Annotated in this window: 15 protein-coding genes; 10 read left to right on the forward strand and 5 right to left on the reverse strand. The window is 63.1% G+C overall.

Annotation, left to right across the window (positions count from 1 at the left end; translation table 11 throughout):
- Positions 1–39: 39 nt before the first annotated feature.
- From ppsA to P0D71_RS04020, 3 genes are all read left to right on the forward strand, one after another.
- On the forward strand, positions 40–2,442 hold the full coding sequence (ppsA, locus tag P0D71_RS04010) for a phosphoenolpyruvate synthase (RefSeq protein ID WP_408185707.1): 2,403 nt from the start codon (positions 40–42) through the stop codon (positions 2,440–2,442).
- Between the two features lie 179 nt (positions 2,443–2,621).
- Entirely contained in the window at positions 2,622–3,077 is a 456-nt protein-coding gene (locus P0D71_RS04015) for an NfeD family protein (protein WP_091793358.1), read from the forward strand.
- Positions 3,078–3,127: 50 nt separating this feature from the next.
- Positions 3,128–4,060 carry an SPFH domain-containing protein gene (locus P0D71_RS04020; RefSeq protein WP_091793360.1) on the forward strand — a complete coding sequence of 311 codons (933 nt, stop codon included), beginning with the start codon at positions 3,128–3,130 and terminating at the stop codon, positions 4,058–4,060.
- Positions 4,061–4,199: 139 nt separating this feature from the next.
- On the opposite strand, the gene smpB is transcribed toward P0D71_RS04020, so the two are convergent.
- The gene (gene smpB / locus P0D71_RS04025; RefSeq protein WP_042323149.1) at positions 4,200–4,646 is read right to left on the reverse strand and encodes an SsrA-binding protein SmpB; all 447 of its coding nucleotides are present in this window, start codon (positions 4,644–4,646) and stop codon (positions 4,200–4,202) included.
- A 100-nt stretch (positions 4,647–4,746) separates the two neighbouring features.
- Between smpB and P0D71_RS04030 the strand changes: the two genes are divergently transcribed.
- Together P0D71_RS04030 and P0D71_RS04035 are read left to right on the forward strand one after the other, a co-directional pair.
- Positions 4,747–5,184: a type II toxin-antitoxin system RatA family toxin gene (locus P0D71_RS04030; protein ID WP_091793362.1), complete on the forward strand. Its 438-nt coding sequence runs from the start codon at positions 4,747–4,749 to the stop codon at positions 5,182–5,184.
- Complete coding sequence (locus tag P0D71_RS04035) at positions 5,181–5,513, forward strand: RnfH family protein (RefSeq protein ID WP_408479304.1); 333 nt, start codon at positions 5,181–5,183, stop codon at positions 5,511–5,513. The genes P0D71_RS04030 and P0D71_RS04035 overlap by 4 nt, the downstream gene beginning before the upstream one ends.
- 250 nt (positions 5,514–5,763) lie before the next feature.
- Here P0D71_RS04035 and P0D71_RS04040 read toward each other — a convergent pair whose 3' ends face one another.
- Positions 5,764–6,741 (reverse strand): DMT family transporter, encoded by a 978-nt coding sequence (locus P0D71_RS04040; RefSeq protein WP_091793366.1) that lies wholly within the window; start codon positions 6,739–6,741, stop codon positions 5,764–5,766.
- 283 nt (positions 6,742–7,024) lie between these two features.
- On the opposite strand from P0D71_RS04040, the gene guaB reads away from it, so the two are divergent.
- The 3 genes from guaB to guaA all read left to right on the forward strand — a co-directional run bounded on the left by guaB (position 7,025) and on the right by guaA (position 11,008).
- Complete coding sequence (gene guaB / locus P0D71_RS04045; protein ID WP_091793368.1) at positions 7,025–8,485, forward strand: IMP dehydrogenase; 1,461 nt, start codon at positions 7,025–7,027, stop codon at positions 8,483–8,485.
- A gap of 6 nt (positions 8,486–8,491) precedes the next feature.
- A complete protein-coding gene (locus P0D71_RS04050; RefSeq protein WP_408302759.1) occupies positions 8,492–9,220 on the forward strand; it encodes a hypothetical protein in 729 nt (242 codons plus the stop codon).
- A 204-nt stretch (positions 9,221–9,424) separates the two neighbouring features.
- Positions 9,425–11,008 (forward strand): glutamine-hydrolyzing GMP synthase, encoded by a 1,584-nt coding sequence (gene guaA, locus P0D71_RS04055; RefSeq protein WP_408302835.1) that lies wholly within the window; start codon positions 9,425–9,427, stop codon positions 11,006–11,008.
- A gap of 259 nt (positions 11,009–11,267) precedes the next feature.
- On the opposite strand, the gene P0D71_RS04060 is transcribed toward guaA, so the two are convergent.
- Genes P0D71_RS04060 through P0D71_RS04070 form a run of 3 tightly spaced genes read right to left on the reverse strand, consistent with a single transcriptional unit; the run spans position 11,268 to position 17,158 of the window.
- Complete coding sequence (locus tag P0D71_RS04060; RefSeq protein WP_408468800.1) at positions 11,268–12,713, reverse strand: efflux transporter outer membrane subunit; 1,446 nt, start codon at positions 12,711–12,713, stop codon at positions 11,268–11,270.
- Positions 12,710–15,916: an efflux RND transporter permease subunit gene (locus tag P0D71_RS04065; protein ID WP_408479305.1), complete on the reverse strand. Its 3,207-nt coding sequence runs from the start codon at positions 15,914–15,916 to the stop codon at positions 12,710–12,712. The genes P0D71_RS04060 and P0D71_RS04065 overlap by 4 nt, the downstream gene beginning before the upstream one ends.
- Positions 15,917–15,928: 12 nt before the next feature.
- A complete protein-coding gene (locus tag P0D71_RS04070; protein WP_408479306.1) occupies positions 15,929–17,158 on the reverse strand; it encodes an efflux RND transporter periplasmic adaptor subunit in 1,230 nt (409 codons plus the stop codon).
- A 362-nt stretch (positions 17,159–17,520) separates the two neighbouring features.
- Between P0D71_RS04070 and P0D71_RS04075 the strand changes: the two genes are divergently transcribed.
- Both P0D71_RS04075 and P0D71_RS04080 read left to right on the forward strand, forming a co-directional pair.
- Complete coding sequence (locus P0D71_RS04075) at positions 17,521–18,261, forward strand: response regulator (RefSeq protein WP_091793378.1); 741 nt, start codon at positions 17,521–17,523, stop codon at positions 18,259–18,261.
- Positions 18,245–19,492: an ATP-binding protein gene (locus P0D71_RS04080; RefSeq protein ID WP_408479307.1), complete on the forward strand. Its 1,248-nt coding sequence runs from the start codon at positions 18,245–18,247 to the stop codon at positions 19,490–19,492. Before P0D71_RS04075 ends, P0D71_RS04080 begins: the two co-directional genes overlap by 17 nt.
- The last annotated feature ends 49 nt before the right edge of the window (positions 19,493–19,541 follow it).

The raw sequence follows: 19,541 nt of genomic DNA on the forward strand, positions 1-19,541 counted from the left end.
TTGCACAGCCGTGAATTTCTTTCACACTTAGGGGCTTGTATGACTAACGCAGTTACCGTCGCAAAGGATAAGGCGTATGTAGTTCCGTTCGAGCAGTTGCGGATGACCGATGTGGAGATTGTCGGTGGCAAGAACGCGTCGCTTGGCGAGATGATCAGTCAGCTCGCCGAAGCCGGCGTGCGCGTGCCGACCGGTTTCGCCACCACGGCGCTGGCTTTCCGCGACTTCTTGCAGCACAACAATCTGACCGAACGCATCGCCAAACGTCTCGAAACGCTCGACGTCGACGACGTGAAGTCGCTTGCCGAAGCGGGCAAGGAGATCCGTCAATGGATCGTCGACGCGCCGCTGCAGCCGCAACTCGAGGCTGATATCCGCGCGGGCTTCGAAACCCTGCAAAACAGCTCGCCTGAAGAGCTGTCGTTCGCCGTGCGTTCTTCGGCAACGGCGGAAGACCTGCCGGACGCATCGTTCGCGGGCCAGCAGGAAAGCTACCTCAACGTGGTCGGTATCGACGACGTGCTCGATCGCATGAAGCACGTGTTCGCGTCGCTGTACAACGACCGCGCTATCTCGTATCGCGTCCACAAGGGCTTCACCCACGCTGAAGTCGCGTTGTCGGCTGGCGTGCAGCGCATGGTGCGCTCGGACGTCGGCGCGGCCGGCGTGATGTTCACGCTCGACACCGAGTCGGGCTTCAAGGACGCCGTCTTCATCACGTCGAGCTATGGTCTCGGCGAAACCGTGGTGCAAGGCGCGGTGAATCCGGACGAGTTCTACGTCTACAAGACCACGCTCGCCCAAGGCAAGTACCCGATCATCCGCCGCTCGATCGGCTCGAAGCTGATCAGAATGGAATTCACCAAGGCGGGCGAAGAAGGCCGCGTGAAAACCGTCGACGTCTCGCACGAGCAGCGCAACCGCTTCTCGATCACGGACGAAGACGTGATCGAACTGGCTAAATACGCGGTCATCATCGAAAAGCACTACGAGCGTCCGATGGACATTGAGTGGGGCAAAGACGGCCGCGACGGCAAGATCTTCATTCTGCAGGCGCGCCCGGAAACGGTGAAGAGCCAGGCGGTGGGCAAGGCCGAACAGCGCTTCAAGCTGAAGGGTCAATCGAACGTACTCGCTACGGGTCGCGCGATCGGTCAGAAGATCGGCGCGGGTCCGGTGCGCGTGATTCACGATCCGTCGGAAATGGACCGTGTGCAGCCGGGCGACGTGCTGGTCGCCGATATGACCGACCCGAACTGGGAACCGGTCATGAAGCGTGCTTCGGCGATCGTCACGAACCGTGGCGGACGGACCTGCCACGCGGCGATCATCGCGCGTGAGCTGGGCGTGCCGGCCGTGGTCGGCTGCGGCGACGCGACCGACGTGCTGAAGGAAGGCGCGCTGGTCACGGTGTCGTGCGCGGAAGGCGACGAAGGCAAGATTTACGACGGTCTGCTCGAAACCGAAATCACCGAAGTGCAGCGCGGCGAACTGCCGCCGATTCCGGTGAAGATCATGATGAACGTCGGCAACCCGCAACTGGCTTTCGACTTCTCGCAACTGCCGAACGCAGGCGTGGGTCTCGCGCGGCTCGAGTTCATCATCAACAACAACATCGGCGTTCACCCGAAGGCGATTCTCGAGTACCCGAATATCGATCAGGACCTGAAGAAGGCGGTGGAAAGCGTTGCTCGCGGTCACGCATCGCCGCGCGCGTTCTACGTCGACAAGTTGACCGAAGGCATCGCCACGATCGCGGCGGCGTTCTATCCGAAGCCCGTGATCGTGCGTCTGTCGGACTTCAAGTCGAACGAGTACAAGAAGCTGATCGGCGGTTCGCGCTACGAGCCGGACGAAGAAAACCCGATGCTGGGTTTCCGTGGCGCGTCGCGCTACATCGCCGAAGACTTCGCCGAAGCGTTCCAGATGGAATGCATCGCGCTGAAGAAGGTGCGTGAAGAGATGGGCCTCGACAACGTCGAGATCATGGTGCCGTTCGTGCGTACGCTGAAGCAGGCGGAGCGCGTGGTCGGGCTGCTGGCCAAGTACGGCCTGAAGCGCGGCGAGAAGGGTCTGCGCCTGATCATGATGTGCGAAGTGCCGTCGAACGCGATCCTTGCCGAAGAATTCCTGCAATTCTTCGACGGTTTCTCGATCGGTTCGAACGACCTGACGCAGCTCACGCTCGGCCTCGATCGCGACTCCGGCATGGAACTGCTGGCTGTGGATTTCGACGAACGCGATCCGGCGGTCAAGTTCCTGCTGAAGCGCGCGATCGACACCTGCCTGCGACTCGACAAGTACGTCGGTATTTGCGGCCAGGGCCCGTCGGATCATCCGGACTTTGCGCAGTGGCTGACCGATGAAGGCATCAAGTCGATCTCGCTGAACCCGGATACGATCGTCGAGACGTGGCAGCAACTGGCAAAGTCGGCGAAGTGAAGCGAGCAGCATGCCGCTTTCTAGGCGGCATGCATAACGGCATGCATAACGCTCGACGCGGTATTTCAAACGTGCGCTCATTGCACGTTAAACCGTACTGCACCGCTCGTTAAAATGGGTTCGCTTCGTGCTATAAACACCCCGGTAGATCCGGGGTGTTTTGCTTTGTGGAGGTCGACGTGGCGCCAGGTGGATTGTTCTGGTGGATCGGGGCGGGCGTGCTGGTCGTGCTCGAGTTGCTCAGCGGCACGTTCTATCTGCTGATGATCGCGTTGGGTTGTGTGGCGGCCGCCATCGCGCACCTCGCGGGCGCCGCCGCCGACGTGCAGTTCGCCGCCGCGGCCGTGGTCGCACTGGCGGCGGTGCTGCTGCTCAGGCGTTCGCGGTTTGGCCGCAAAACGCGCAAGGAGGCGTCGCGCAACCCCGACGTCAATCTCGACATCGGTCAAACGCTGACCGTGCCTGCCTGGCACGAGCGCCGGGCGCGCGCCAATTACCGCGGCGCGGCATGGGATGTCGAACTGGCCGCGGGTGAACCTGAAGACGCGCAGCTTTACGAAATCACGGAAATGCGTGGCAGTTGCCTCCTCGTCGTGGCGGCCCGCCATTCAGCCAAACGGGCCACCACGGCCTGAGTTTTCTCGCCGCACACACAACTATTCCAACCAGGGACCGGAGGGCAGTCATGGATTCGACCATCGTCGGGGCGGTGCTTCTGATCATCGTGATCGTACTGGCGGCGCAGACTATCAAGATCGTGCCGCAACAGCATGCGTGGGTGCTGGAGCGCCTTGGCCGCTATCACCGCACGCTGACACCGGGTTTGAGTTTCGCGTTTCCGTTTGTCGATCGGATCGCTTATAAGCACATCCTCAAGGAAATTCCGCTAGAGGTGCCAAGCCAGGTCTGTATCACGCGCGACAATACGCAGTTGCAGGTGGACGGCGTGCTGTACTTTCAGGTCACCGATCCGATGAAGGCGTCGTACGGGTCGAGCAACTTCGTGTTCGCGATCACACAGTTGTCGCAAACCACGCTGCGCTCGGTGATCGGCAAGCTCGAACTCGACAAGACCTTCGAGGAGCGCGACTTCATCAATCACAGCATTGTTTCGTCGCTCGACGAAGCGGCCTCGAACTGGGGCGTGAAGGTGTTGCGCTACGAGATCAAGGACCTGACGCCGCCCAAGGAGATCCTCCACGCCATGCAGGCGCAGATTACCGCCGAGCGCGAAAAGCGCGCGCTGATTGCCGCGTCGGAAGGGCGCAAGCAGGAGCAGATCAACATTGCTTCCGGCGGGCGTGAGGCGGCGATTCAGAAGTCGGAAGGTGAACGCCAGGCGGCGATCAATCAGGCGCAGGGTCAGGCGTCGGCGATTCTGGCCGTGGCTGAAGCGAACTCGCAGGCGATTCAGAAGATTGCCGCGGCCATTCAGTCGAACGGCGGGATGGAAGCGGTCAATCTCAAGGTGGCCGAACAATACGTGAACGCGTTCGGCAATCTGGCGAAGCAGGGCACTACGCTGATCGTGCCGGGCAACCTGGCCGACATGAGTTCGATGATCGCCTCGGCGCTCACGATCGTGAACAAAGGGAAGGGCACGACGGAGATGCGCTGAGCGTGCTTTAGCTGCTGAAAAAAGAAATGGCCCGCAGACTGTGCGGGCCAGTTTCATTTGAGTGCTTGCAGGTTCGTTGCCGCGCGCTGGCGGCGAACGAAGCGCGGCATATCCGCGCAGCGTCCGCTCGAACCGCCGGTCAGCTCGGCGAGCGCATCAAACGCGCTTTCTCACGTTCCCAATCGCGCTTCTTCTCGGTCTCACGTTTGTCGTGCTGCTTCTTGCCCTTGGCCAGACCGATCTCGCATTTGACGCGGCCGCCCTTGTAGTGGAAGTTCAGCGGCACGAGCGTGTAACCGCGCTGCTCGACCTTGCCGATCAGTTTGCTGATTTCTTCGCTATGGAGCAGCAGCTTGCGCGTGCGCACCGGGTCGGGGTTGATATGGGTCGAGGCTTCGGGCAACGGGCTGATGTGCGTGCCGATCAGGAACAGTTCGTTATTCTTGATGACCACGTAACCTTCCTTGATCTGGCCGCGCCCGGCGCGCAGCGCCTTGACCTCCCATCCTTCGAGCACGAGCCCTGCTTCGTAGCGTTCTTCGACCGAGTAGTCGTAGAAGGCTTTTCTGTTGTCGATGATGCTCATGAATGGAAAGTGCCCAACTCGTTTAAAATCACGATTTTAGCAAAGCGGGGCAAGGAAAGCCCGCCGCGCTTGTCCACCCTTGCCACGCGCTGTTCAATTTATGGCAGATGTCCAGAAAACCGTGTTGATCCGCCATTCGGCGGAACAGATGTTCGACCTCGTCACCGACGTCGCCGATTACCCCAACTTCCTGCCTTGGTGCGGGGGAGTCGAAATCCGCCGCCGGGACGAAACCGGCATGGAGGCGAGGATCGATATCAACTTCAAGGGCATCAAGCAGCACTTCGCCACGCGCAACAGCATGGAGCGGCCCACGCGCATCGACATGGAATTCGCGGACGGCCCGTTTCGCAAGTTCACCGGCTTCTGGCGCTTCACGCCGTTGCGGGCCGATGCCTGCAAGATCGAATTCGCGCTGCACTACGAATTCACCAACATCATTCTCGAGAAGATCATTGGGCCGGTGTTCAATCACATCGCCAATACGTTCGTCGAATCGTTCGTGAAGCGCGCCGATCAGCGCTACGGTAAGGCATGAGCGCGCGCTTGTCGATCGAAGTCTGCTACGCGTTAGCCGGTGAGCAGGCGCTGATTGGCGTGGAACTGCCGGAAGGCGCCACGCTGCAGCAGGCGTTGGATGCGAGCGGCATCTTGCGGCGCTTCCCGCAGATCGACCTCGCCACGCAGAGGGTGGGCATATTCGGCAAGCTCAAGCCGCTCGACGCGGTGCTGGCCGACCACGATCGGGTGGAGATTTACCGGCCGCTGCTGGTCGATCCCAAGGTGTCGCGTCAGCGCCGCGTCGAGAAAACCCGCAAGGCGGGCTCGATCGAAGGGCGCCGCTGGCAGAACAAGGATTCGCGGTAAGTGGATTGGATCGGGTGGGGTGGAAAGCCGCCTCGATCCGCTGCGGCCGCCGCGGTGCGAGGCGGTAAGCCGCTGTCAGGCAACTCCGGGCACGTCACGGCGGCTCAACGCGCGGCGCCGCATCGCGGCTGACCGCGACTCACCTCACTGCGCCGCAAGGCGCCGCGCCCCACTGTGCCTCGCCTCGCGCCTCCTGTGCCTCGCCTCGCGGCTCCGCACAGCGCCTCGCCTCGCCGCACCCTGAGGCGCCTCAAGGCGCCGTCACTTGCGGCTTGTCCTTGATTCGTGTCACGTCGGGCGTATCGTCGTCCGCATGCTGGCGCACCGACCAGCACACGCCGGCCACCAGCAGCAGAATCGCCGCCAGTTCTAGCGGGCGCGGCAGGCGCTCGTCATAAATGAACGCATAAAGCAGCGCGAACAACGTCTCGAACACGATCATCTGGCCGGAGAGCGTCAGCGGCAGCCGTTTCGATGCGGCATTCCACAGCCCGTTGCCGAGCCACGACGCGCCGATCGCGAGGCCCAGATTGAGCATCCAGAAGCTGTGCCAGCGACCGTCGGCCAGCTCGCCTTGCGGGCCGCCCGACGGCAGCACGGCAACCACGAGCCACAGCGCCGCGCCGAGCGCGCCGGTCACCACGCCCCACAGAACCGACCACTCATTGCCGCTGAAATGCGTCTGACGCTGCAGGTAGCGGGCGTTTTCGACCGCGAACCACGTCCAGCAGCCGAGCGCGCCGACCGCGCAGGCGAGGCCGAGCAGCTTGGTGGCGACGCTTACCGGCGTGCTGTCGGCGACCGTAAACACGTCGATGTTGATGCAGACGATGCCCGCCATCACCATCGTGAGCGGCCAGGCGAGGCGGGCGAGCGGCACCGCGCCATGATCGCGCCGGCCGAGCAGCGTCACCGTGACGGGCAGCACGCCGACGATCAGCGACGCCGGCGCGATGCCGATCAGGTGGACGGCCGCCGTCAGCAGAAGGTAATAGAGCAGGTTGCCGGCCAGCGCCAGCTTCACCAGCGCGCCGAGATCCTCGCGGGTCAGTCGTTTGAAGAGCGAGCGCCCCATGGGCAGCGCGGCGGCCAGCGAGACCACGCCGTACATGGTGTAGCGGCCGGCGCTCAGCAGCAGCGGCGAAAAATCGGGCAGCACGCGCGGCACCAGAAAAACCATGCCCCATAGGGCTCCGGCCAGGACTCCATAAACCACACCGCGCTGCATCGACTGCTCCTGCAAGAAAAAACTGGAATGGTCGGCAGAATAGCCGGTCGGCGGCTTCGGTGTCTTGTTCGATTCTGCATTCGGACGCGGTGGCACCCGTTTGCGCCCCATTGCGCCCGAACGCGCAAACGAAACCGGATCGAACCCGAGGCGAACAGACAAGCGAAATCCCGGCGGCCCGATGATGCGAAAAAACTGCCCGAAATTCGCTAAGCTGCTGTTAGTGCAGTGAAAACCAGGGAGGTATCGCGTATAATTCGCTTTTGCGCCTATAGGATTTGCCATGCGTCTGATCCAAACAGCACTCACGTTCGATGACGTGCTCCTCGTCCCGGCTTTCTCCGATGTTCTGCCGCGCGACACCAGCCTCAAGACCCGGCTGACCCGCAACATCTCCCTGAATATGCCGCTCGTGTCCGCCGCCATGGACACGGTCACCGAAGCCCGCCTCGCCATTGCCATGGCGCAAATGGGTGGCGTGGGCATCATCCACAAGAACCTCACGGCTGCCGAACAGGCGCGTGAAGTCGCCAAGGTGAAGCGCTTCGAATCGGGTGTGGTCCGCGATCCGATCACCGTACCGCCGCAAATGAAGGTGCGCGACGTGATCGCGCTGTCGCGTCAGCATGGCATTTCGGGCTTTCCGGTCGTCGAAGGCGCGCAGCTGGTGGGTATCGTCACCAATCGCGACCTGCGCTTCGAAGAGCGTCTGGACGAGCCGGTGCGCAACATCATGACGCCGCGCGAGCGCCTCGTCACCGTCAAGGAAGGCACGCCGCTTGCCGAAGCCAAGGCGCTGATGCATAGCCACCGCCTCGAGCGCGTGCTGGTGATCAACGACGCATTCGAACTGCGCGGCCTGATGACCGTCAAGGACATCACCAAGCAGACCGAGCACCCGGACGCGTGTAAAGACGAACACGGCAAGCTGCGCGCGGGCGCGGCAGTCGGCGTGGGCGAAGACAACGAAGAGCGCGTGGAACTGCTGGTGCAGGCCGGTGTGGACGTGATCGTGGTGGACACGGCGCACGGCCACAGCAAAGGCGTGCTTGAGCGCGTCAAATGGGTCAAGCAGAACTTCCCGCAGGTTGAAGTGATCGGCGGCAACATCGCCACCGCGGCGGCTGCCAAGGCGCTCGTCGAATATGGCGCGGACGGCGTGAAGGTCGGTATCGGCCCGGGCTCGATCTGCACGACGCGGATCGTTGCGGGCGTGGGCGTGCCGCAGGTCACGGCGATCTCGAACGTTTCCGAAGCGCTGAAGGGCACGGGCGTGCCGGTCATCGCCGACGGCGGCGTGCGATTCTCCGGCGACGTCAGCAAGGCGCTGGCCGCCGGCGCGAACGCCGTGATGATGGGCAGCATGTTCGCCGGCACGGAAGAAGCGCCGGGCGACGTGTTCCTGTTCCAGGGCCGTCAGTACAAGTCGTACCGTGGCATGGGCTCGGTCGGCGCCATGAAAGACGGCGCGGCTGACCGCTACTTCCAGGACAACTCCGCGAACATCGACAAGCTGGTGCCGGAAGGTATCGAAGGCCGCGTCGCCTACAAGGGCTCGGTCAACGCGATCCTTTACCAGCTGATCGGCGGCGTGCGCGCCAGCATGGGCTACTGCGGCTGCCGCACCATCGCCGAGATGAACGACAAGGCCGAGTTCGTGCAGATCACGGGCGCGGGCTTGCGCGAGTCGCATGTGCATGACGTGCAAATCACCAAGGAAGCACCCAACTACCACGTGGACTAAACGCCAATGAAGCCATTGCTGCGCGGTGTACTCATCCTCGATGCCTTGCTGTTGCTTGCGTTCGGCCTGCTGTTTCTGCTGACGCCGTGGACTTCGCTGTACAACGCGCTGCTTCTGGTGCAAACCCAGCCGGCTCTGGTCGGCCAGGGGTTTGGCGTGGCGCTGATCGGGCTTGCGTGGCTGGCCTTGCACGCGTCGATCGACGGCGCGCTGACGTCATCGGTCGCCCGGACGGTCGGCCATGTGAACTGGCTGACCGGCGTGCTGATGCTGGTCTGGCTGCTCGGTCTGCATACGCCGGCGCTGACCGGTTTCGGTCAGATCGTCGCGGTGCTGACGGGTGTGGTGCTGCTGGTGATCGGTCTGGGCGGCGTGCGCTTGTCGGGCGCGGTGCGGCGGCGCGAGAAAGTGCGGCTGGTCGAGGCCGCCGCTGCTGAGCGTGCCGAAAAGCAGGCGGCCAAAGACGCGGCGAAAGACGCAGCCAACCGGCGCGAGCCGGGTCGCGTGACAGCCGGTTTTCCGGTGTATCACGCCGAGCCGGTCGTCGAGCCCGTGGTGCCGGTTACGCGTCCAGTCAATCCCGCCAGTCCTGTCGCAGCAGCGCCGCTTCATCCGGTGGCTGACGAAGCCGGCCTGACAGCCTCCGAACGCGCAGCGCGGGCAGAAGCCGCTGCCGCGCGTGACGAAGCCCGCGACGGCGCCGCCAACGCGCCCCGGCCGCCGTTTCATGGCTGAGGCGTCGCGCGCCACGCCATCCGCCGCAGTGACCGGATTTCGTTCGCGCTCGCCGCAGGCAACTGGCTGTGGCGCCGCACGCGCCAGACCGCTGCATCGTTACGCTTCATGCTCGATCGTCCCCACGTGGACCGCTTTGAATTCAACGCCGCGCGCTGTGCGCGGCATTCCGTATCCGCTTACTCTTTGACTCCGTCCGCTGCCATGCACGACAAGATTCTGATCCTCGACTTCGGTTCGCAAGTCACCCAACTGATTGCACGTCGCGTTCGCGAAGCCAACGTGTATTCGGAAATTCATCCGTACGACGTCGATGCGTCGTTCATTCGCGACTTCGCGCCGAAGGGCGTGATCCTTTCCGGCGGCCCGAGCTCGGTCACCGAATCGGACACGCCGCGCGTGCCGCAGGCCGTGTTCGAACTCGGCGTGCCGGTGCTGGGCATCTGCTACGGCATGCAGGCTATGGCCGAGCAGCTGGGCGGCAAGGTCGACATCGGCCACCTGCGTGAGTTCGGTTATGCCGAAGTGCGCGCGCGCAATCACACGAGCCTGCTCGAAGGCATCAGCGACTTCACCACGCCGGAAGGTCACGGCATGCTGAAGGTGTGGATGAGCCACGGCGACAAGGTGCTGGAAATGCCGCCGGGCTTCGCGCTGATGGCGTCGACGGAATCGTGCCCGATCGCGGCAATGGCCGACGAAAAGCGCCGCTTCTACGGTCTGCAATGGCACCCGGAAGTCACGCACACCGTGCAGGGCCGCGCCATGCTCGAACGCTTCGTGCTGCAGATTTGCGGCGCGCAGCCCGATTGGGAAATGGGCCACTATATCGACGAAGCCGTCGCCAAAATTCGCGAGCAGGTCGGTAGTGAGCACGTGATTCTGGGTCTGTCGGGCGGCGTGGATTCGTCGGTGGCGGCGGCGCTGCTGCATCGCGCGATCGGCGATCAGCTGACCTGCGTGTTCGTCGATCATGGCCTGTTGCGCCTGAACGAAGCCGAGCAGGTGATGGCGACCTTCGCGGACCACCTGGGCGTGAAGGTGATTCACGTCGACGCGAGCGAAGTGTTCCTGCGCAAGCTCGCCGGTGTGACCGATCCGGAAGCGAAGCGCAAGATCATCGGCGCGGAATTCGTCGAAGTGTTCCAGACGGAAGCCGGCAAGCTGACCGATGCGAAGTGGCTGGCGCAAGGCACGATCTATCCGGACGTGATCGAATCGGCCGGCAAGGGCAAGAAAGCCACCCAGACGATCAAGAGCCACCACAACGTGGGCGGCCTGCCTGAGACGCTGAATCTGAAGCTGCTCGAGCCGCTGCGCGAACTGTTCAAGGACGAAGTGCGCGAACTTGGCGTCAAGCTCGGTTTGCCGCCGGCCATGGTGTACCGCCATCCGTTCCCGGGCCCGGGTCTGGGCGTGCGGATTCTCGGCGAAGTAAAGCGCGACTTCGCGGACCTGCTGCGCCGCGCGGACGCGATTTTCATCGAGACGCTGCGCACGTTCATCGACAAGGAAACCGGCAAGTCCTGGTACGATTTGACGAGCCAGGCGTTCGCGGTGTTTCTGCCGGTGAAGAGCGTTGGCGTGATGGGCGACGGGCGGACTTACGAGTATGTCGTCGCGCTGCGCGCCGTGCAGACGCTCGACTTCATGACCGCGCATTGGGCGCATCTGCCGCATGAGCTGCTGGGGCATGTGTCCAACCGGATCATCAATGAAGTGCGTGGCATCAACCGGGTGGTGTATGACATCTCGGGTAAGCCGCCGGCGACGATCGAGTGGGAATGATTCAGACTGCTCCCAGTCGTTCGGGGAGGTCCTGTTTTCCATGTTTTTCCATTTAAAAAAACATGAGGTTATTGTCCGTTTTGGTCTTCTGTGATCCGGGCAATGGCTGATGAAAATGCCGGTACCGGTGACGGTGCCGGCATTTTTTTTGGGACGACCTTGTTCGATACCATCAAACCAGTCTCTCGGTATCGGTTGACGGTATACGTTCGAGGCGACCGAGCCACTAACGTCTGGCAAGTCGGCGGAGAGACACTTCTCACCGAATGCTTTCAGCTTGCTCCCAACCTCCGCCCAAAACTTTGTACAACGTCACGAGATTGGCCTGCCGGGACAGCGTGTCGGTCGCGAGTTGCTGCTGCGCGGTGTAGAGCGTGCGCTGCGCATCGAGGAAGGTCAGAAAGCTGTCCGTACCCGCCTTGTAACGCGCTTCGGCCAGCGTGTAGTAACGCTGCGAGGACGTGACGTAGTCGCGATCCGCCTGCACCTGATCGATGTAGGTGGCGCGTGCGGTGAGCGCATTCGATACTTCCTTGAAGGCCGTCTGGATCGTGTTTTCATAGTCGGCGATCTCGATCTGCTTCTCGATTTTCGCAACATCGAGCGATGCCTTGTTGCTTCCGTAATCGAAGATCGGCATCGACACGCTCGGCGCGAATGCCCATGCTCCCGTGCCGGCCTTGAACAAACCCGAGAGCGTCGAACTCGACGTGCCGGCCGTCGCCGTCAACTCGATCTTCGGGAAGAACGCCGCGCGCGCGGCGCCGATGTTGGCGTTCGCCGCTTTCAACGCATGCTCGGCCTGCACGATGTCAGGACGACGGGTGAGCAACAGGGACGGCACGCCCGCGCCGATGTCGGCGAACATGGACTCGTCGTCGAATGAGCGGGCAGGCGGCAGGTCGTCGGGAATCGGCGCGCCGAGCACAGCGACCAGATTGTTGCGGTCTTGCGCGACGGCACGACGGTAAGCCGCCAGGCTGGCCTTCGCGCTCGCCAACGAATTCTCGGCTTGTTGCACGTCGAGCAGGGAAGAGTTGCCCAACTCCTGAACACGCTTCGTCACCTCGTAGGTCGACTGATCCGCCTTGACCGTGTCTTCGGTTAATTGCAGCAGGCGCTCATCGGACAGCAAGGTCAGGTAGTCGGTCGCCACCGTCGCGATCAAACTGATCTGCGTGCTTTGGCGCGACGCGTCCGTGGCGAGATAGTTTTCCAGCGCCTGACGCTTGAGGCTGCGCAAGCGTCCAAAGAAATCGATTTCCCACGACGTCGTGCCGACATTGAGATCGCTGACACTGCTCGTCACGCCTTGGGTTCGCTCCCGAGTCAGGCTGCCGCTCGCGCTGATCGACGGCGCAAGCGCGGCGCGCGTGATCCGGTATTGCGCTTCGTACTCGGCGACGTTCAACGCCGCCACGCGCAGGTCGCGATTGTTCGCCAACGCGATGCCGATCAACCGCTGCAGACGTTCATCGCGAAAGAAGCTTTGCCATGCGGTATCGGCGGCCAGCGGCGGTGTGACGCCCGTGCTGCTCGCGCTTGTCGAACTCGCCGCGGCGCTCGTGCTTTCGTAGCCATCGCCGTGCGGATACGCCACCGCCACCGGCGCGGCGGGCCGTTCATAGTGCGGATCGAGCGTGCAGCCCGCGAGCAGCGCGAGCGCGAGCGCCGCTGCACAGGCACCGAGTTTGAGTCCCATCATTCAACACCTTCCTGTTGCTTGGTGTCGCCGTGCTCGCCGAACAGGCGTCGCACGACGACGAAGAAAACCGGCACGAAAAAGATCGCAAGGAACGTGGCGGCGATCATCCCGCCCATCACGCCGGTGCCGATTGCATGACGGCTCGCCGAGCCGGCGCCCGTGCTGATCACGAGCGGCAGGACGCCGAATATGAAGGCGAGCGAGGTCATCAGAATCGGCCGCAACCGCAACCGCGCGGCCTCGACGGTGGCCTCGATCAGCCCGCGCCCCTGCGCCTGCAGATCCTTGGCGAATTCGACGATCAGGATTGCGTTCTTGGTGGACAAGCCAATGGTCGCGAGCAGGCCGACCTTGAAATAGATGTCGTCGGAGAGCCCGCGGATATGCGCGCCCAACACCGCACCGAGCACGCCGAGCGGCACCACTAGAATCACCGCGATCGGAATGGACCAGCTTTCATACAGGCCGGCAAGACAGAGGAACACCACGATCAGCGAAATCGCGTAAAGATAGATCGCTTGCGAGCCGGCAATGCGCTCCTGATACGATTGCCCGGTCCAGTCGATGCTGTAGCCCGCGGGCAGTTTCTTGACGAGCGCATCGACCGCGTCCATCGCCTGGCCGGTGCTTGTATTTGCACCGGTTTGCGCGGTCATTTCCATTGCCAGCGTGCGATTAAAGCGCTCGATCTGCGGCGGCCCGAAGGTCCATTTGCCGGTGGCGAAGGCGGAGAAGGGCACCATCTCGCCGTCGTAGCCGCTGGTGGTTGAACTGCTAGTTGAGCTGCTGGTCGAGCTGGTGCTCGTCGAAGTGGTGCTGCCCGAACTGCTCGTGGTGCTGGAGCGCACATACCATCGGCCGATGTCCGACGGCATCATCCGGTATGGCGCGTCGGCCTGGACGTAGACCTTTTGAATGCGCCCCGTATCGACATAGTTGTTCACATATGAAGAGCCGAACGCCGTCTGCAACGTGTCGTTCACATCGGCAATGGAGAGCCCGAGCGCGCTCGCCTTCTCACGGTCGATATCGACATGGAACTGCGGCGTGTCGTCGAGACCGCCGGGACGCATGCCGGACAACGCGCTGTCTTTGGCCGCGAGCGCGAGCAGTTGCTGGCGCGCGGCCATCAGCTTGTCGTGGCCTTGGCCCGCGCGGTCTTCCAGTTCGAAGTCGAGGCCGCTCTGTGTGCCGAGTTCCTGAATGGCCGGCGGATTGAGCGCGAAAATCTGCGCGTCGCGCGTGGCGGCGAAGTGCATGTTGGCGTGCTGGATGAGTGCCGCCGCCGAGCCGTCCTTGCCGCGCCGGGTGCTCCAGTCCTTGAGCTTCACGAACGCCAACGCGTTGTTCTGTCCGGAACCGTTGAAGCTGAACCCGGTCAGTGCGATGATCTTGTCGACCTGCGGAAGCCCGAGATAGTACGCTTCGACCTTCTTCACGGTTTCCAGCGTCTGCGCGGCGGGCGTGCCGACCGGCGCGGAAATCGAGGTGATGATGATCCCCTGATCCTCGTCGGGCAGGTAAGACGAAGGCAGCTTCATGAAGAGCAGGGCGACCACGCCCGCGATCAACACATAGATCACCATGTAGCGCATCGGATTGCCGATCACGCGCGAGACCGCCGAGTCATAGCGATCCGTGCCGCGCGCGAGCACGCGGTTGAACCAGCCGAACACGCCGCGTTTCGCGTGATGCTCGACGTCGTTACGCCGCAGCAAAGTGGCGCACAGCGCCGGCGTGAGCGTCAGCGCGAGGAACACGGAAAGCAGCATCGCCGCGACGATCGTCACGGAAAACTGCCGGTAAATCGCGCCCGTCGAGCCCGAGAAGAACGCCATTGGAATGAACACGGCGATCAGCACCGTCGTGATGCCGACCAGTGCGCCCGTGATCTGCTTCATCGCCTTGCGCGTGGCTTCGACCGGAGACAGTCCTTCTTCGGCGATCAACCGCTCGACGTTTTCGACGACCACGATGGCGTCGTCCACCAGCAGACCGATTGCCAACACCAGCCCGAACATCGACAGTACGTTGATCGAAAAGCCGACTACCGACATCACCGCGAACGTGCCGAGCAGGGCGACTGGCACGACAATGGTCGGAATCAGCGTCGCACGCAGGTTCTGCAAGAACACGTACATCACGACAAAGACCAGCATGACCGCTTCGATCAGCGTCTTCACCACTTCTTCGATCGAGATCTTCACGAACGGCGTGGTGTCGTACGGATAGTCGACCACCACGTTGCGCGGCAATTGCCCGCTCAGTTCGTCGAGCTTGGCTCGTACGGCTTTCGCGACGCTCATCGCATTCGCGCCGCTCGCGAGCTTGACCGCGAGCGAGGCCGCCGGCGCGCCGTTCAGGCGCGAGTCCGTGCTGTAGTCGTCGCCGCCCACCTCGACGCGCGCGACGTCCTTGAGCATGACTTTCGAGCCGTCGCTATTTACACGCAACAGGATCGCGCCGAACTGCGCGGGCGTGGTGAGCAGGCTCGATGCGGAAATCGTCGCGTTGATGGCCTGCGTTTTCGTGGACGGCGAGCCGCCAATCTGGCCCACCGAGAGTTGCACGTTCTGATTCGTGATCGCGGTAGTAACGTCGGCGGTGGTGAGCCCGACTGCCTGCAACTTCACCGGGTCCAGCCAGATGCGCATGGCGTGTTGCGCGCCGAACAGCGTGACGTCGCCCACGCCGTTGATCTGTGTGAGCGGGTCCTCGATCTGCGTCGCGATGATATTGCCCAGATCGATGGAATTCATGCTGCCGTCGCTCGACGACAGCGACACGATCATCAGGAACGCGTTGGCCGCTTTCGCGACCTGCACGCCTTGCTCCTGAACCGTCTCAGGCAGCGACGAACTGGCCTGCTCGACCTTGTTCTGCACTTGCACCTGCGCGATATCCGCATTGGTGCCCTGCTGAAACGTGAGCGTGATGCGCGCCTGTCCCGACGAACTGCTGGTGGACGACATATAGAGCAGATGGTCGATGCCGCTCAGCTTCTGTTCGATCACCTGCGTGACGGTCGTGGCGATGGTTTCGGCGGAGGCGCCCGGATAGGTTGCCGTAATTTGCACGGAAACCGGCGCCACGCTCGGATACTGTTCGACCGGAAGCGTCTCGATGGAAGCACCGCCGATCATCATGATGACGATGGCGATGACCCACGCGAGGATCGGTCGGTTGATAAAAAATCCTGCCATGAGAGTCTCGCTTTAACTATGGGCTGCCGACGTGTTGTCCGCGGTGGCGGGCGTGGCCGAGGTACCCGATGTGCCGGGGCTTTCGACGGGCTTGACGAGCGAGCCGGTGCGCGTTTTCTGCGAGCCCGCGACGATCACGCGATCGCCCGCTTTGAGGCCGCTCGTGACGAGCCAGTCGCTGCCCGATGCGGTGTCGGCCGTCACGGTTCTCTGCACGACCTTGTTGTCGGCGCCGACGGTGAGCACGCTGGCGGAGCCGTCCGACGCACGCGAGACCGCGAGTTGCGGCACCGTGATTGCCTGCTGGTTCACGCCTTCTTCGAGTCGCGCGCGCACGAACATGCCGGGCAATAACACGCCGTCCGGATTCGGGAATACGCAGCGCAAGGTCACGGACCCGGTGGTGGCGTCGACGGTGATATCGGAGAACAGCAGCTTGCCGGGTTGCGCATAGGTGCTGCCGTCTTCCATCACCAGATGAACGACGGCGCCGTCCGTGCCGGCCTGCTGCAATTGACCGCTCGCGAATTCCTTCTGCAGACGCAGCCAGTCCGCGGAGGAGCGTGTGACGTCGAGATACATCTCGCTCGTCGCCTGCACCGTTGCGAGCGCGGTGGTCTGCTCGGCGGTCACGAGCGCGCCTTCGGTCACGCTCGATTTGCCGATGCGGCCCGCAATCGGTGCCACCACCTTTGTGTAGCCGAGATTGATCGCGGCGGTCTTCAACGCGGCGCGGTCGGCGACGACGTCGGCTTTCGCCTCGTCCAGCGCGGCGACGGCGTCGTCGTAGTCCTGGCGGCTCACGCCCTGGATCTTCGAGAGCTCGGCGTAGCGCGTGGCCTTGGTCTGCGCGGCGCTCGCCGTCGCCACTGCTTTGGCCAGCGTGCCGACCGCCTGGTCATAGGCGGCCTGATAACTGGACGCGTCGATCTGATACAGCACGGCGCCGGCCGCGACCTGCGAGCCCTCGGTAAACAGGCGTTTTCTGACGATGCCTTCGACTTGCGGCCGGACTTCGGCGACGCGAATCGCCGAGAGCCGTCCGGACAATTCGGTGCTCGACACAACGGTATGCGGCGTGATGGTCTGGACGCTGACTTCGGGGACCGTCTGCACGGGTCCATGAGACGCTTCGTCGCCGCAACCGGACAACATGAATGTGGCAGCGGCAACGGCCGCCGCGAGTAGCGTGAACGCCGGCGCGCGCGGTGACGGTTCAACCGCGATGGTGAGAGTGGGCATGCTGTGAGCATCCTTCGACTGGATTTCGAACAAGGTCCGTCTGGCGCGCGCCGTTCGCTCGCGAAAGAGCCCGCGCAGCGCTGCGCCAGCGGCAAGATGGAGCCCAGCATAGAGACCAACGTCTTACGGTGGCTTAGACAGGGATTACGACTTGTAACGGAGCGCGGCTTGTGGGGTGGGGGGATGGGATGGGAACGTGATGCCGTGCGCAAGACACTCGAACTGGCCGCGCCGCCGTAATAAACTGTAAGCGTGGCTAAGAACCCGCAACCCTCGGCGTCGCGCGATTCGATATATTTCGACCAGTGGCTGGCGCGCGGGAATGCCGTCCGTCAACTCTCTTCATCGATCAGGGCCCAGCCATGCCAGACACGCCCATCCAGGTTTTACTGGTCGACGACGACGCCGACCTTCGCGACCTGCTCCGAACGTTCTTTCAGCAACGCGGCATCGAGATGTCCGTGCTGCACGACGCCAATCATTTGAGCCGCCGGCTTGAACGCGAGCGGCCCTCGATCATCGTGCTCGATCTGATGATGCCGGGCATCGACGGACTCAGCGCGCTCAAGCAATTGCGCGCCAATGGCGACGCGATTCCCGTGATCATGCTGACGGCACGCGCCGACGGCGTGGATCGCGTGGTCGGTCTCGAACTCGGCGCCGACGACTATCTCGGCAAGCCGTTCATGCCACAGGAACTGCTCGCGCGTATTCATGCGGTGCTGCGCCGGCACGCCCAACCGGCGCTCGCAGCGGCGTCGCCGGTCGAAAAGCGTGAAGCACTGCGCTTCGGCCGCTTCAGGCTCGATTTCGCGAGCCGCACGCTATTTCGAGGTGACGAGTTGCTCAAGCTGACCGGCGGCGAATACGCGTTGCTCGAGGTGCTTGCCCAACATCCGATGGAAACGCTGTCGCGCTCGAAGCTAGTCGACCTGCTGCACGGTCCCTATTCGGAAGTGACCGAGCGCGGTATCGACGTGCCGGTGTGGCGCCTGCGCCGTCTGCTCGAAGACGATCCGGCCAATCCGCGCGTGATTCAGACGATACGTGGCACCGGCTACATGTTCGTGCCTGGCGGCAGTGACGATGACCAATCCCTTTAACACGCTGTTCGGCCGGCTCTCGTTGATGACGGTGAGCCTGATCGTGCTGGTTCACATTACCGCCCTGTTGCTCGTGGACCGTGAGCGCGGCCAGATCGACACGGCTCATGCGCAGCGCGCTCTGCTTCTCGCAGTTCAGGCAGAACATGACGGTACTCTGGCCGCTTCGCACGTATCGGCGATACTCGGCGTGTCGTATGTGAAAGCGAACGACGCGATCGCGTCAGGCTGTCCCGCGCCGTGCGAGAACACCTCGGGTCCGTTCGAACGCGACTTGCGGGCGAAGTTGCCGCCTGGCAGCCAGGTGGTGTCCAACGCCGACGATGGCACGGTGTGGGTGCACTACGCGGGCAATCCGGATTGGATCAAGCTGCAGAATTCGATGTTGCCGGCGCGACGCTTTCTCGGTGCGTCGGCGATGATGCTGATCTTTGCGGTGATCGTCGCGTTGGTTGCTGCGTGGCATTTGCAGCGGCCGTTGCATCGGTTGGCGCTTGCGGCGCGCGAGTTCCGCGTGGGCCATCGTGCGCCGGTTGTGGAGGCGAGCGGTCCGCGCGAAGTGAAGGAGTTGATCGGCGACTTCAACCAGATGGTGCACGAACTCGCGCAAGCCGAGCAGGAGCGCGCGGTGATGCTGGCCGGCGTGGCGCACGATCTGCGCGCGCCGATTACGCGCATGCAGGTGCGCGCGGATCTGCTGCCCGACGAAGCGAACCGTCGCGGCTTCTTGCGCGATGCGGAGTCGTTGTCGCGGATCGTCACGCAGTTTCTGGACTTTGCGCGTGAGACGGCCGACGCTTCACCGCGCACCCACGTCGATGCGCATTGCCGCCGCCACTACGGCGACAGTCTCGCTGACGATGCACTCGTGCGTCTGAATCTGCGCGCCGGTGACGGCTTCGAGTTGCCGCTCGTCGACCTCGACCGGATTCTGACGAATCTGATCGAGAACGCGCTCACGTACGGCGAACCGCCGGTGGAAATCTCGACGTCACGGGAAAACGGCCGCTTCACGCTCGTGGTGCGCGATCACGGCAGCGGCATACCTGGCAACCAGCTCGACCGCGCGCTGCAACCCTTTGGGCGGCTCGACGAAGCGCGCGGCGGCGATGCCCATTGCGGCTTGGGCCTCGCGATCGTGCGGCGTCTGGTGCGGTATAACGGCGGCGAGTTTCATGCGGATAACGCGCCCGACGGAGGGCTCGTGGTGTCGATGACGTTTCCGCTGTAGTCGCAGCGTGGCGACGGGCAGCATGACGAATTGTCAGAGAAGCAGCCCA

This window comes from Paraburkholderia sp. RL17-383-BIF-A (genome assembly GCF_046028015.1).
Lineage (GTDB): Bacteria > Pseudomonadota > Gammaproteobacteria > Burkholderiales > Burkholderiaceae > Paraburkholderia.